Source organism: Spirillospora sp. NPDC047418, assembly GCF_040643275.1.
Lineage (GTDB): Bacteria > Actinomycetota > Actinomycetes > Streptosporangiales > Streptosporangiaceae > Spirillospora.
Map to the genome: position 1 here is coordinate 1 of NZ_JBEYTW010000047.1, position 13436 is coordinate 13436.

13 protein-coding genes are annotated in these 13436 nt (G+C 72.8%); 3 read left to right on the plus strand and 10 right to left on the minus strand.

Annotated features, from left to right (window positions below; translation table 11 throughout):
• Positions 1 to 274: hypothetical protein (locus ABZ806_RS26200; RefSeq protein ID WP_500220030.1), on the plus strand; the 274-nt coding region annotated here is incomplete at its 5' end.
• Here the strand turns inward: ABZ806_RS26200 and ABZ806_RS26205 are convergent.
• The 9 genes from ABZ806_RS26205 to ABZ806_RS26245 all read right to left on the minus strand — a co-directional run bounded on the left by ABZ806_RS26205 (position 271) and on the right by ABZ806_RS26245 (position 10279).
• Complete coding sequence (locus ABZ806_RS26205; RefSeq protein WP_500220031.1) at positions 271 to 1191, minus strand: hypothetical protein; 921 nt, start codon at positions 1189 to 1191, stop codon at positions 271 to 273. The genes ABZ806_RS26200 and ABZ806_RS26205 overlap by 4 nt on opposite strands.
• 27 nt (positions 1192 to 1218) lie before the next feature.
• The gene (locus tag ABZ806_RS26210; RefSeq protein ID WP_500220032.1) at positions 1219 to 1929 is read right to left on the minus strand and encodes a sugar transferase; all 711 of its coding nucleotides are present in this window, start codon (positions 1927 to 1929) and stop codon (positions 1219 to 1221) included.
• Between the two features lie 2 nt (positions 1930 to 1931).
• Positions 1932 to 3263 carry a lipopolysaccharide biosynthesis protein gene (locus tag ABZ806_RS26215; protein WP_500220033.1) on the minus strand — a complete coding sequence of 444 codons (1332 nt, stop codon included), beginning with the start codon at positions 3261 to 3263 and terminating at the stop codon, positions 1932 to 1934.
• Positions 3260 to 4552, minus strand: a complete 1293-nt coding sequence (locus ABZ806_RS26220; RefSeq protein WP_500220034.1) for an O-antigen ligase family protein — start codon at positions 4550 to 4552, stop codon at positions 3260 to 3262. Before ABZ806_RS26220 ends, ABZ806_RS26215 begins: the two co-directional genes overlap by 4 nt.
• The gene (locus ABZ806_RS26225; RefSeq protein WP_500220035.1) at positions 4549 to 5769 is read right to left on the minus strand and encodes a glycosyltransferase; all 1221 of its coding nucleotides are present in this window, start codon (positions 5767 to 5769) and stop codon (positions 4549 to 4551) included. Before ABZ806_RS26225 ends, ABZ806_RS26220 begins: the two co-directional genes overlap by 4 nt.
• 9 nt (positions 5770 to 5778) lie before the next feature.
• On the minus strand, positions 5779 to 6993 hold the full coding sequence (locus ABZ806_RS26230) for a polysaccharide biosynthesis protein (protein ID WP_500220036.1): 1215 nt from the start codon (positions 6991 to 6993) through the stop codon (positions 5779 to 5781).
• A gap of 2 nt (positions 6994 to 6995) precedes the next feature.
• On the minus strand, positions 6996 to 8141 hold the full coding sequence (locus tag ABZ806_RS26235) for a DegT/DnrJ/EryC1/StrS family aminotransferase (RefSeq protein WP_500220037.1): 1146 nt from the start codon (positions 8139 to 8141) through the stop codon (positions 6996 to 6998).
• A 3-nt stretch (positions 8142 to 8144) separates the two neighbouring features.
• Positions 8145 to 9527 (minus strand): YveK family protein, encoded by a 1383-nt coding sequence (locus tag ABZ806_RS26240; RefSeq protein WP_500220038.1) that lies wholly within the window; start codon positions 9525 to 9527, stop codon positions 8145 to 8147.
• A gap of 95 nt (positions 9528 to 9622) precedes the next feature.
• On the minus strand, positions 9623 to 10279 hold the full coding sequence (locus ABZ806_RS26245; RefSeq protein WP_500220039.1) for a response regulator: 657 nt from the start codon (positions 10277 to 10279) through the stop codon (positions 9623 to 9625).
• 226 nt (positions 10280 to 10505) lie between these two features.
• Between ABZ806_RS26245 and galE the strand changes: the two genes are divergently transcribed.
• Together galE and ABZ806_RS26255 are read left to right on the plus strand one after the other, a co-directional pair.
• Positions 10506 to 11510 (plus strand): UDP-glucose 4-epimerase GalE, encoded by a 1005-nt coding sequence (gene galE / locus ABZ806_RS26250; RefSeq protein WP_500220040.1) that lies wholly within the window; start codon positions 10506 to 10508, stop codon positions 11508 to 11510.
• A 511-nt stretch (positions 11511 to 12021) separates the two neighbouring features.
• Positions 12022 to 12603 (plus strand): hypothetical protein, encoded by a 582-nt coding sequence (locus tag ABZ806_RS26255; protein ID WP_500220041.1) that lies wholly within the window; start codon positions 12022 to 12024, stop codon positions 12601 to 12603.
• A gap of 167 nt (positions 12604 to 12770) precedes the next feature.
• Here the strand turns inward: ABZ806_RS26255 and ABZ806_RS26260 are convergent, their stop codons facing one another.
• Complete coding sequence (locus ABZ806_RS26260) at positions 12771 to 13361, minus strand: TetR/AcrR family transcriptional regulator (protein WP_500220042.1); 591 nt, start codon at positions 13359 to 13361, stop codon at positions 12771 to 12773.
• Positions 13362 to 13436 lie beyond the last annotated feature (75 nt).

Here is a 13436-nt window from a genome sequence, read left to right on the forward strand (position 1 = left end):
GCGTGTTGTTGTTATGGACGACCGCATAACAACAACACGCCGCAGATCAACGAAGCAGGTGGGAGAGGGGGAAGATCGTTTTGTGGTAGGTTTGACCTGCGTTTTCTGGGGGTTTGAAGGGGTGCGGGGCTTGGACCGCAAGAAGCTCGGCCTGCTGGCCGTCGCGTTCGTTCTCGTCGTCTGCGTCATGGAAGTCGTGGCCGTGAAGGTCGGCTCGTTCGACTTTCCGGTGCCGTCCAATTCACAGCCGGCCATCGCCGACAAGGCGGGCTAGCCGCGCGTGTTGCGGGCCCGGATCAGGGTCTGCAGGTCGGGGTGGGCGCCGCCGGTCGCGTCGGCGAGGGTGGGGCACGCCCACCGGTCCTGGCGGCCCCAGGAGTAGGAGATCTCCAGCGGCGGGCGCGGCGTGAGCCGGTCCCAGCGGGCGAGGATCTTGCGGAACTGGGCCTGCGTCGGCAGCCAGTACTGCTTGTCGCCTCTCGTGCAGCTCTGCCCGAACGTCTGCAGGACGGGCGCGATCGCCGCGCGCGGGATGCCGGCGGCGTCGGCCATCCGGACCATCCGGTCGATCGCCCCGGTGTCGCAGCGCTCGCGGGCCTCGGACGACCCCTTGCACGGGTACGGGTCGAGGCCGACCAGGTCGACGCCGACGCGTTTCGGGGTGAGCGGCTTCATCGGCCAGTCCGTGAGGGAGATGAACGAGATCTGGCCCGGCGCGTTCTGCTCGATGTAGGCGGCGCGGCGGCGGATCTCGCCCGCGACCCCGGGGCAGTCGCCGGGGTTGGGCTCGTCCGACAGGTACCAGCCGTAGACCCTCGGGTCGTGCCCGAACTGCTGGACGGCCCGCTGGAACGCGTCCCAGCCGAGGTCGAAGTCGCCGCAGGTGAAGTTGCCGACCCACAGGAGCGCCTGCATCCCGGCGGGCACGCCGGCGACGAGGGAGGCGTCCGGTTTGACGTCCACCAGGTCGTAGCCGAGGGTCTTGAGCCGCGGGTAGTCGGCGGGCTGGGTGTTGAGCGCGATCCGGCGGGTCTTGTGGGGTTCGGCGGCGGGCGAGCCCGGTGTCGCGAGCGGCCCCCGGTAGGGCTGGTAGCCGGACGTCCTGTGCTGCAGGTAGAGGAGGAATCCGGCCACCAGGACGACCGCGGCCGCGACCGCCGACAGCTTGAACCGGGTGCCCCGGATGTCCATGTCTGCTCCCCGATGGCGGGCGGCGGGTCAGGCGGCGGAGCCGGGCTCCTCGGCGGGGCGCGGCGGCGCCTCCCCGGTGATCCGCAGGGGCGGGATCGGGATGCCGAGGATGTGCTTGACGGTGTCCCAGAGCGCGCCGAACGTGGCGCGCATCGACGGGTCGCGCAGGTAGACGGCGTCGACGGCGACGCGGGCGGGGACGATCCGCTCGATGTAGTTGGCGAGGTCGACCTCCTCGCCGGGGCCGAGCACGTCGAAGTCGCGGAACCGGACCTCGGAGACGCCGGTCAGGCCGGGCCGGTGGTCGAAGATCCACCGGCAGTCGGCGGCGTAGTGCTCGGCGAGGTCGTAGGTCTCCGGGCGCGGCCCGACGAGGGTCATCTGGCCGCGCAGCACGTTCACCAGCTGCGGCAGCTCGTCCAGCGACCACTGCCGCAGCAGCTTGCCGACCTTGGTGAGGCGCGGGTCGCAGTTGGCGGTGACGGTGAGGCCGCCGACGCCCTGCCGCATCGTCCGGAACTTGTACATGGTGAAAGGCCGTCCGCCCTGCCCGACCCGCCGCTGCCGGAACACGCCGGGCCCGGGGCTGGACAGCCGCACCAGCGCGTAGACGAGCACCAGCGGGACGCTGAGGAGCAGCAGCCCGGTGAGCGCGCCGGCGACGTCCAGCACGCGGCGCGGCCGGGACGGGGGGACGCCGCCGGACGGTTCGACGGGACGGTTCGCGAGCTCGGACATGGTCACTCCTTGCCGTGGAGTGCGGGGGGTTCGGGTGTGGGGGGTTCGGATGCGGGGTTCTTGACGTGCTGGAACCAGACCAGCAGTGCGGCCGTGGTCGCGACGAAGGAGATGGACGTGGCGACGGCGGCGCCGACCGCGCCGTGCGCCGGGATGAGGATCGCGCCGAGCACGACGACCACCACCAGGCCGATGCCCTGCCCGGTGGACGCGGCGCCGGGCCGTCCGACCCCGTACAGGTAGGCCATGACGAGCCCGGTCACGCCGAACGTGACGACGCCGGCGAGCCGGATGTAGGTGGGCACGACCGCGTCGTCGAACACGTCCCCGAAGATCCACGGCAGCGCGGTCCCGGCGATGAGCGCGAGCGGCAGCGCGGCCAGCACCGACACGGCCAGGGCGGGCAGGATCAGGCGGGAGGTCCGCTTCGTCGCCGTCTCCCGGTCCTCTTTCGCGAAGTCGGGGTACAGGACGTAGTTGACCGCGAGCCCCGGCAGCTGCACCAGCTCGGCGAACTTGCTGGCGACCGTGTAGACGCCGAGCACCTTCGGCCCGGCGAGCGCGCCGAGCAGCGCCATGTCGAAGCGGAGCTGCAGCAGGTCGATGAGCTGGCCGAGGTAGCCGCGGAACCCGTACCCGGCGATGGAGCGGCCGAGCCGCCGGTCGGCGCGTCCCCAGCCGGCGAAGAACCCGCGGCGGGCGAGCCGCCGCGCGATCCACGCGGCGGCGGCGACGTCGGCGAGGACGAGCCCGGTGATGAGCGCGCCGGGCCCGTACCAGCCGGTCAGGATCACCAGGTAGATCGGCAGGAACACGAACTCCTCGACGGCGATGGCGAGGCTCGCGCCCGGCTGGTCGTCGGTCCCCTGGAGGAGGCCCTTGCCGACCGACACGAAGCCCTGGGTGAAGGACGGCGCGGCGGCGGCGAGCGTGACCCAGATCCCGAACGACTTGAAGAACACCAGGTAGAAGAGGGGGCTGAGGGCGAGCCAGCCGATCCCGGAGAGCGTCGCGCCGATCACGGTCAGCCAGGCGAGGGTGGGCCGTACCCGGCTCTGGTCGTAGTCGGCGGAGCGCGCGAGGAAGAACGGCGCGGCTCCCGGCAGGCCCGCGCTGGACAGCTGGCACAGCAGCCCCGGCAGGATCCGGACGAGGGTGAACGCGCCGACGAGCTTCGGCCCGCCGATCCGCGCGACCATGATCGTGGCGATGCCGAGGGACGCGAGCGCTCCGATGCGTCCGGCCATGTTGCCCGCGACGAGCGCGAGCAGCCGGCGCCGGAGCCGGGACTCGGGCGCGGGCGCGACCGCGGCCGGGGACTGCGTGCCGGTCATGCCGCCTCCTTCCGTCCGAACAGGTCGAGGGCGGCGATGAGCCCGAAGAACGCCCAGCCGTGGCGGTAGTGGAGGGTCTCGTAGAAGAGCCCGGAGACGAGGAAGACGGCGATGAGGGCGCCGAACAACTCGGGCCGCGGGACGAGCCGCGCGTACTCGGCGGTCAGGACGCCCCGGCGGGCGATCCGCACGCACTTCAGCAGCAGGACGAACACGAGCGTGATGAGCGCGACGCCCCCGAGGAAGCCGCGTTCCAGGACGGCCGCCACGTAGTCGTTGTGGGCCTCGCGGACGTAGGTCTCCTGCCGCACCAGCATCTGCTCCTCGGTCTGGCCGGGTCCGATGCCCCACGGGTGCGTCTGGTCGTCGATCATCTGGAGGGTGGTGGCGAGGACGGTGCTGCGCGAGTTGGTGCTCTCCCCGGTCGTCCGCCCGATCGAGTCGCGCAGGATCGGGGACGCCTCGCTCGCCCGGTCCAGCAGCGGCTGGACGTTCACCGCCGAGACGGCCGCGACGGCGCCGCCGCCCACGAACACGGCGAGCGCGCCGACCGCCACGGCGTGGTGCGCCTTGCCCTCGCGGAACAGCCGGAACAGGCAGCCGAGCAGGATCGCGACGCACAGCGCGAGCAGCCCGCCGTTCGACCCGGTCAGGACCTCGGCGGCCAGCAGGATCCCGCAGACCGCCCACCGCTTCCAGGCCGTCTCGGGGAACCGGCTCGCGCGGGCGATGAAGAAGACGCAGATGAACCAGTTGGACGCGTAGTTCGCGTCGCCGAACGTGAACATCGCGCGCTCGCCGTCGACCTGCTTGCCCGACAGCGCCTCGATCCCGAGCACGAAGCCGACGAGCATGACGACGGCGTAGAACGTCCCGATCCACACGAACGCGCGGAGCGCGACCTTCAGCAGCGACGGGTCGCGGCCGAAGTTCGCGATGCCCACCGCCCACAGCAGGACGAACAGGTCCTTGACGAGGGTGAGCGCGCCCGCGTCGTTGACGATGGCCGCGATGCCGCCCGCGATGATCGTCAGCAGCGTCGGGACGAGGAACGGCCACCGGACCGGCAGCCGTCGGGTGCCCGCCCACAGCAGCATCACCGCGGTGACGCCGACGAGCGCGAGGTCGGGCAGCGCGGTGTTGCCGGGCCCCGGCGCCAGCCCGGCCGGCATCAGCATCGGCAGCGAGGCGATGCCCGCGACGATCACCACGGCGGGCAGCCGCGTCCGCCGCTTCAGGGGCGCCGGCGCGTGCGGGGCCTCGCCGGATGCGGTCAGGGTCGCGGTCATGGGCGTGCGGAGCTCCCCCGGTAGGTCTCGTCGAGGACGGTCCCGAGGTGCTCGGGCGAGAACCACGCGCCGACGCGGGCGCGGGCGCGCCCGGCCATCCGGGCGGCGGCGGCCGGGTCGTCCAGCAGCGCCGACACCGCGGCGGCGAGCCCCGCCGGGTCCTCCGGCCGGACGAGCATCCCCGTCTCGCCCGCGAGCACGAGGTCCTGGTTGGACGGGACGGCCGTCGCGACCAGCGGGATCCCCGCCCCGATCGCCTCGACCAGCACGCACGGGAGCCCTTCCCACCGGCTCGCCATCGCCATGACGTCGAACGCGGGCAGCACGTCGGCGACGTCGTCGCGGTGCCCGAGCCAGCGCATCCGCTCGGCGATGCCGAGCTTTGCGGTGAGCCGCTCCAGCTCGTCCGCCATCGGGCCGCCGCCGACCCACAGGCCGAACACGTCGTCCGGCAGCCGCGCGATGGCCTTCGCGAAGACCTCCGGGCCCTTCTGGAACGTCAGCCGCCCGACCGACCCGACGACCTTCACGCCGAGCGGCAGGTCGAGGCGGCGGCGGGCGTGTGCGCGGGAGCCGGGCGCGGCCGCGTAGGCGTCCACGTCCACGGCGGGCCACGACAGCCGCACCCGCTCCGGCGTCGTCAGCCCGAGCCGCAGCGCCGTCGTCACCGTCTCCGACCCGATCGCGAGGAACGCGTCGGTGCGCCTGGCGGCGATCCGCTCGAGACCTATATACACGCGCCGCCGCGCGAACGACTGGAACTCGTTGAACGGGAACCCGTGCCAGGTGTGCACGATGCGCGGCACCCCGGCGCGGGCCGCCGCGACCCGGCCGATCACGCCGCCCTTCGCGCTGTGCGTGTGGACGACGTCGTACCGCCCGTCGGCCAGGACCTCCGTCAGCGTGCGCAGCGCGGCCAGGTCGTCGCGCGGCGAGATCTGCGGCACCAGCGGCCCCACCTGGACGATCTCCATCCCGGCCGCGTGCGCCCGCGGAGTGAGGTCACCGGCGGCGGCGTTCGCGACGGCATCGTCCCCATAGAGGACGCTGTTTCTCGTGGACGCTGCCGTGCTGTCCATGCCGACGCCGCCGGTGACGATCGCGCGCTCGTAGTCGCCGTCCGGGAGGGCCAGCGCGCCGTTCAGCGCGACCTGCCCGGCCCCGCCGTTGAAGCGGGTGATCACCGTGGCGACTCTGAGCTTCCTCGTGGTACTCACTGGCACACCTCACAGGCCGGGCGGGTCGGGGCTGCACCCCGTGCCGCAGAGCCGGGGCGGTTCGGGCGGCGGGGGCTCGGCGGGGTCGGGCCGCCGGACCGGGTGGTACTCGGGGAGCAGCCGGCGCAGCAGCAGCCGCACCGCGTCCCCGTCGCCCGCGCCGGCCGCGGCCTCCAGCTCGTCCAGCAGCTGCGGAAGCCCGGCGGGCGGCGCGGCCGGGCGGGTCGCCCAGATCTTCGGGTGCGCGGTGCGGATCCGCCGCTCGGAGTCGGCGAACGCCTTCTCCGCGAGCTTCTCGCCGGGCCCGAGCCCGCTGAACCGGATCGTCACCTCCGGCAGCCGCAGCTGCTCGGCGTACCGGTGCACGAGGTCGACGACCGGGACGGGACGGCCCATGTCGAGGACGAACGTCTCCGCCTCCTCCGCCATCGCCGCCGCCTCGATCAGCAGCCCCGCCGCCTCCCGCACCGTCATGAAGTGGCGGGCCACCTCGGGATGGGTGATCGTGACGACCTCGCCGGAGGAGATGCGGTGCGCGAGCAGGCTCAGCAGCGGGCCCGCCTCGCCGATCACGTTGCCGACCCGGACGGCGGCGAAGCACGTCGGGCCGGGCGTCGCCGTCCGCAGCAGCAGCTCCCCGAGCCGCATCGTCGCGCCGAACACCGACGTCGGGTCGGCGGCCTTGTCGGACGAGACGAACACGACCCGCTCCACCCCGTGCCGCACCGCCGCGTCGAGCACGTGCCGGGTGCCGAGGACGTTGTGCGCGGCGCCCCGGCACGGGTCGCGCTCGACGGCCGCCAGCTCGTTGCGGCCCGCCGTGTGGAACAGCAGGTCGGGGCGGGCCGCGGCGATGGCCCGGTCGACGCGCCGCTCGTCGCGGACGTCGGCCTCGGCGAGCGCGACGCTGCCCAGCCGACCGCCCAGGCCACCGCCCAGGCCACCGCCCAGGCCACCGTCCAGTTCGCTGCGGAGGCGCCGCAGGCCGGCGCCGTCGCGGTCGAGCAGGGTCAGCGCGGCCGGTTCGAGCCGTCCGACCTGGTGGCAGAGGGCGCGGCCGACCGTCCCGCACGCCCCGGTGACCAGCACCCGCCGGCCGCGGACCAGCCGCCGCCCGCGATGCCGCGCCATGACCACCTCGTCCCGCCCCATGAGCAGGGCGAGCGGGCTGACCGGGACCGGCGCGGTGGTCCCGGTAGTGCGGCGCGGCATGAACCTTCGCACGGTCAGCTCCGGGTCCGCAGGGCCTCGGCGAGTGCGGTGACGACGCGTTCGATGCCGTCGTCGGTCAGCCCCGGATACAGCGGAAGCGACAGCAGTTCCTCGCCGACCCGGTCGGTCACCGGCACCCGCGCGCACTCCTCGGCGCCCAGGATCTCCTGGTACGCGGTCATCTGGTTCGCCGGGATGAAGTGCACGGACGTCGCGACGCCCGCCGCCTCCAGCTCGGCGCTGATCGCGTCGCGGTCGTGGACGCGGACCTGGTAGAGGTGCCAGGCGTGCCGGATCCCGTCCAGGTTCCGCTGCGGGAGGACCAGGCCCGGCAGGCCGCGCAGCGCCGCGTCGTACCGGCCGACGATCTCCGCGCGGCGCTCCTGCCAGCCGGGGAGCGCCGCGAGCTGCGCCCGCCCGATCGCCGCCTGGACATCGGTCATGTTCGCCTTCAGCCCGACCGTCCTCACGTCGTAGCGCCAGCTGCCGCCGGGCAGGTAGCGCTTCCAGGAGTCCTTGCTCATCCCGTGCATGCGCATCGCGCGGACCCGGTCGGCGAACTCCTGGTCGCTGGACGCCACCGCGCCGCCCTCGCCGATCGGCATGTTCTTCGTCGCGTAGAAGGAGAAGCACGCCGCGAACGACTCCGACCCGACGTTCTTGCCGGCGCGGCCCGCGCCCGGACCGTGCGCCGCGTCCTCGACGACCCGCGTCCGGTCGAGGCCGGCCGCCTCCGCCAGCGCCGCCACGTCCACCGGGTAACCGCCCTGGTTCTGGACGATCATCGCCGCGGGGTCGCTCCGGTCGGCCGCCGCCCGCACCGTCTCCGGGCTCGGCACGAGCGTGTCCTCGTCGATGTCGACCAGCACCGGCCGGTGCCCGGCGTGCAGGATCGCGTTGATCGCGCCGCAGAACGTCAGGCTCGGCGTCAGCACCGCCGACCCGGGCGGCAGGTCCAGCGCGCGCAGGCACAGCTCCAGCGCGGTCGTGCACGAGGCGACCGCGACGACGTGCGCGGCGCCGAGGTGGTCGGCGAACTCCTGCTCGAACGCCGCCGTCTGCGGACCCGTCGTGATCCAGCCCGAGTCGAGCACCTTGACGACCGCGTCGGACACCTCGCCGGACACCGACGGGATCGTGAACGGAACGGACGAACTCATCTGCTACCCCCTGCTCTTGTGGGAAGTGGAGATCTTCCGGGACGAGGCGACGACGCCGAGCAGCGGCCAGCCCGACGCGGCGACCAGATCGCGGACCGTCTCCAGCCCCGCCACCCGCGTCACCGGCCCGACCACCACGACCACGCCGACCACCTCGTCCGAACCCGGATCGATGTCCTCGAACGCGTGCACATGACAGAGCCGGCGCACCGGAACCGGCTGGGTGACCTCCGAGGGCGACACGCCGGACTTCTTCGTCATCACGGCGGTGCCGCCCGCGCGGACCACCGACGTGCTCGCCCGCCCGCCCGGCCCGCCGCTGTTGAGCGACGGCCCGCCGACCTCGTCGCCGGGCTCGTCCGTGCCGCCGCCGCTGTCGTCGTCGTTGCCGGGCCGGGCCGTGACGACCTTCGTGTCGTCCCCGTAGACGGCGGACGCGACCGACGACACCAGGTCGGCGGGCAGCGGTCCGGGGGCGCCGACCAGCGTGATCCGCCCGACGCCCTCCTTGTTCGCGGCCAGCCGGATCCGCCGCCCGAGGTCGGCCAGCGGCGCCGGCCCCCGGTCGGCCCAGCCGAGCAGCGGCACGCCGAGCCGCCGCGCCACCCGCCGCTGCCCCGGGATCGTCGGACGGACCATCTCCGTCACCACCGCGATCAGGATCCCGCCGATCAGCCCGACCAGGCCCGCGATCGCCGCCATCATGACCACCGGGTTCGTGCGCCGCGCCAGCACCGCCGGCTGCACCACCGACGCGGTCCCGGCCGTCGACAGCTGCGTCTGCAGGTCCGAGCGGTTCGACCGCAGGTCGGTCAGCTCGGCCTGCACCCGCTCCCGCTCGTTCGCGGCGCCGATGTCGGGGTTCGGCTGCGCGCCCGCCCGCCGCGACAGCGGCCCGAGCTTCTTCTCCAGCTCCCGGACGCGCTTGTCGATCTCGTCCATCTGCTGCGTGATCGAGCCCTGGTTGGAGGCGTTGATCTCCTTGACGACGGCGGCGCCGAGCGCGTCCGCCAGCCGCCGCGCCACGCCCGGATCGCGGTCCTTCACCGACAACTGCACGATCGTGGACGTCCCGAGCCCGGTCACCTCGATCGCCTTGGCGACCTTCACCGTCGACCGGTCCACCCGCTGCGCGCGCAGCACCCCGCTCAGCAGGTTCTCGCTGGTCGCGAACGCCTTCACCTGGCTGACCACGATGGACACGCCCGCGTCGCCGGGCGCCGCGTCCGTCGCCCGGCTGCTCGCCTGCAGCCGGGACTGCGCGACCGCCGGCGGCTCCTGGCCGCTCATCACCAGCCCCACCAGCACGAGCGGGGCCACCGTCATGACCAGCAGAAGCGCCCAGTAGCTGCGAACCACCCGCGCCGCGACCTCGTCGATCTCCACGATCTTCCCCTCCGGCTCGTCACGGCGAGCGTAAGAAGGGGCTTGTACGGAGCAATCGCCCAAAAGACGACCCGGGACTACGCCGTTTGCAGGGGTCAGCCGGACGGCCGCATCCCGGCCCGCATCGCGAGCGTGATCGCCTCCAGCGCCGAATGCAGCCCGAGCTTGGCGAGGAGGTTCTGCGTGTGCGTCCGGACGGTGTTCGCCGACAATCCCAGCCGCTCGGCGATCTCGGCGCGCCCGAGGCCGTCCACCATGCACTGCAGCACTTCGCGCTCCCGCGGCGTCAGCTCGGCCAGCGGCGCGTCGGCGCCGGCCTCGCCGCCGTCCCGGACGAGCCGGCGGAGCACGTCGCCGAGCGCGTCCGGCGGGATCCAGCCGCCCTGCCGCGCGGCCGACCGGATCACCCGCGCGACCAGCCCGGCGCTCTCGGTCTTCTCCAGCCACCCGACCGCGCCCCGCCGGACGGCCTGCACCATCGCGTCCAGGTCGCTCATCGCGGTCAGCACCACGACCCGGACGTCCGGATGGTCGGCGCGGACCCGGTCCAGGACGTCCAGCCCGCTCTCCGCGCCGAGCATCAGGTCGAGGACGAGCACCCGCGGGCGCTCGGTGGCGGTCAGCGCGAGTGCGCGCCGCACGTCCGAGGCGATCGGCAGGATCACCAGATCGGGCTCGCGCCCGAGCCGCGCCGCGAGGGCCTCGGCGAACAGCGCGTGATCGTCCACGATGAGGACGCGGATCGGTTCCATCCACCGACGATGACCGCTGCGCGCGCCCGGCGGATCCTGCAAACGCTGTACTTCGCTCCGCTCCGCGGGCGGCGGGAAGAACCGTGCGCGGACGCCATCCGGTGCCCGCCGGTTCACCCGCGTCCGGACCCGGTCACCTTCCGTGCGGGACATTGACCGTCCGCGACCGCCTGCGGATCCTGTGCGTGTCATTCAAGGGGACGCACTGGCCTGCAGGGGATGCCACATGAAAGTCCTGATCACCGGGGGAGCCGGGTTCATCGGCAGCACGATCGCCTCCGCCTTCGCCGAGCGCGGCGTCACGCCCGTCGTGCTCGACAGCCTGGTCACGGGCCGGTCCGAGTTCGCCGCCGGTAAGATCTTCTACCAGGGCGACATCGGCGACGGGGACCTGGTCGACACGATCTTCCGGGACCACCCCGACATCATCGCGACCGTCCACTGCGCCGCGCTGATCGTGGTGCCCGACTCGATGGCCGACCCGCTGCGCTACTACCGGGTCAACCTGTCCAAGACCCTGGACCTCGCCGGCCACCTCGTGCGCAACGGGCGCGACCGGATGATCTTCGCGTCCACCGCCGGGATGTACCGTCCGGAACCGGACCTTTCGGTCACCGAGACGTCGTTCCTCGAACCGCAGAACCCGTACACCCGCTCGAAGATGATGGCGGAGCTCCTCCTGCAGGACTTCTGCAAGGCCTACGACTTCCGCGTCATCTCGCTGCGCTACCTGAACCCGATCGGCGCGGACCCCCGGCTGCGCACCGGCCTGCAGAACAGCAAGCCGACCCACGCCCTCGGCAAGATGATCGAGTGCTTCACCCAGGGCGCGCCCTTCAAGATCACCGGCGTGGACTGGGAGACCCGGGACGGCACCGCGATCCGCGACTACATCCACGTCTGGGACATCGCCCGCGCCTTCTACGAGGCCGCCGCCCGCTTCGACTCGATCATCCCCCCGGTCGGCGACCACGCCCGCTACGAGGTGATCAACCTCGGCACGGGCGACGGCACCACCGTCCGCGAACTCGTCGCCGCCTTCCGCGAGGTCGTCGGGGACGCCTTCGTCGCGGAGGACGCCCCGGCCCGCCCCGGCGACGTCGTCGGCGCCTTCGTCGACCCGGCCAAGGCGTGGGACCTCCTGTCCTGGAAGCCCGAGTACACCATCGAGGACGCCATCCGCCATTCCCTCCAGTGGGCCGAGCGCCGCCGCGAACTCGACGTGGCCTGATCCGCGGCCCGCCGGCCGGCCCCTCCTCCTTCCGCCGGAGGGCCCGGCCGGCGGGACCCGCACCGAGGACGGCGACGTCCGTCGACGGCTTCGTTCTCAAGCTCATTTTCCGTGGGGCTCGGCCGGGGCGCAGCCGCTTTCCTGGAATGGCGTGATCCGGGGGTTATGCGGACGCCAAGACAGGCGCACCCGTTCACGCACACGTACACGTGCGCATCGGCGATGGCCCTGGTCGGGGGCCTGTGCAGGGCCCGTCCTCCGCCGCGCCGGACGACCCGGACCCACCCTGCCGGAAGCGGGCGCGCGGAATCCCGCCGCCCCGGACATCAGACCCGGCGGCTTAGAGATCCGGCATTACTGCCGATCTGTAAACTAACGGCAAGTCGGTTTTGCGGATGACGAGTCTCCGAGAATCCACGGCTCCCCGTATCTAGTTTCGTGTAATCGCCTTGTTATGATCAACAAGTGTTCGCGGTACGCGAACCTGGTTCACAAAAAAGGGGGAAATGGAATGAAACGCATAGCTCGTGCGGCGGCAGTCGTCGCGCTGGCCGTCGGGGGCAGTCTCCTGGCCGTTCCCGCGGCCTCGGCGGAAGCCGGGCCGCCGCAGGAGGTCCACATCTACATCAAGCCGCGCTACATCGTGGAGAACGGTCCCGGCGACCTGAACTACGCCGAGATCGAGAAGTCGCCGCACTCCTCGCCGGAGAACGGGAACAAGCCCGTCAAGACCGGCGACATCAAGCCGAGCGTCCATGGGAAGAAGACCGGCCCCGTGGTCATCGAGGTCGAGGGCCCGGAGCAGGACGCCGTGAAGGTGGACGGCCAGGGTGCCGAGAAGGCCGACGCGCTGGAGGCCACCGCCAAGCCCGAGGCCGCCAAGCCCGAGGCCGCGGAGCAGGCGGAGGCCGCGAAGCCCGAGGCTGCGAAGCCGGAGGCCGTGGAGCAGGCGGAGGCCGCGCCTCCGCAGCAGGCCAAGCCCGAGCAGCAGAACGCCGCCCCGGAGGCCCCGCAGGCCCCGGAGCAGAACCAGGCCGCACCGCAGGACGCGGCCGCACCGCAGGGCCAGGTCGCGCCGCAGGGCCAGCGATAGCCCTGTCCACGCGGCCTTCCTGAGGCCGCAGGAGCCGCCTGGTCGGCCCGCATCGCGGGCGTCACGGCGGCGACGAACACCAGAGCCAGGGTCATGTCCCGCTGACGGACGTCAGCGGGACATGACCTTCATAACGTCACGCCGAAACCAACGCGAACGCTGAGCCGTCAACGCGCGAGGAGTAGGCGGAGGGTGTTGGTGAGGGCGTTGGGGGAGAGGGCCGGGTCTACTGCCCGGCGCAGGCCGAGGCCGATGCCGAGGCTGAGGAGGGCGTCGGCCAGTTCGGCGGCGGGGAGGGGAAGCGGGCGGTCGCGGCGGCGGGCCTCTTCCTCCAGCAGGAGGCGGAGGGCGCCGGCCCAACTGCGGCCGCCGGCGGCGACCTCGGCGCGGAGCGCGGGGTCGCGGCGGGTGGCGTGGATGGCGAACTCGGCCTCCAGCAGCGTCCAGCCGGGGTCGCCGATCGTGCGTTCGGCCCAGGCGTCGAAGACGGCGAGGCGGTCCTCGTCGGAGCCCTCGCCGAGGAAGGCGTCCATGATGGCCTGCACCTGCTCGGCGCGGATGGCCTCGATGACCGTCCGGCACAGCTCGTCCTTCGTGGCGAAGTTGGAGTAGACGGCCCCCTTGGAGAAGGACGCGGCCTCGGCGACCTTCTCCAGCGAGGTGGCGTGATACCCGTCACGCAGGAACAGCCGCCGGGCGGTGGCGATCAGCAGTTCGCGGGTGCGCGCCTGGCTCTCCGCCCTGGACAGTCGTGCCATTCCGCCATCGTAGGGGTGCCGGCATCTGGATACCGACGGTATCCGGCCGCCGGGAGCATCGGCCCCGGAGTGTAT

Excerpts from the sequence above, each read along its gene's own strand:
- ABZ806_RS26205 (WP_500220031.1), bottom strand. The coding sequence starts at position 1,191 with ATGGACATCCGGGGCACCCGGTTCAAGCTGTCGGCGGTCGCGGCCGCG.
- ABZ806_RS26210 (WP_500220032.1), bottom strand. The coding sequence starts at position 1,929 with ATGTCCGAGCTCGCGAACCGTCCCGTCGAACCGTCCGGCGGCGTCCCC.
- ABZ806_RS26220 (WP_500220034.1), bottom strand. The coding sequence starts at position 4,552 with ATGACCGCGACCCTGACCGCATCCGGCGAGGCCCCGCACGCGCCGGCG.
- ABZ806_RS26215 (WP_500220033.1), bottom strand. The coding sequence starts at position 3,263 with ATGACCGGCACGCAGTCCCCGGCCGCGGTCGCGCCCGCGCCCGAGTCC.
- ABZ806_RS26260 (WP_500220042.1), bottom strand. The coding sequence starts at position 13,361 with ATGGCACGACTGTCCAGGGCGGAGAGCCAGGCGCGCACCCGCGAACTG.
- ABZ806_RS26255 (WP_500220041.1), top strand. The coding sequence starts at position 12,022 with ATGAAACGCATAGCTCGTGCGGCGGCAGTCGTCGCGCTGGCCGTCGGG.
- galE (WP_500220040.1), top strand. The coding sequence starts at position 10,506 with ATGAAAGTCCTGATCACCGGGGGAGCCGGGTTCATCGGCAGCACGATC.
- ABZ806_RS26235 (WP_500220037.1), bottom strand. The coding sequence starts at position 8,141 with ATGAGTTCGTCCGTTCCGTTCACGATCCCGTCGGTGTCCGGCGAGGTG.
- ABZ806_RS26245 (WP_500220039.1), bottom strand. The coding sequence starts at position 10,279 with ATGGAACCGATCCGCGTCCTCATCGTGGACGATCACGCGCTGTTCGCC.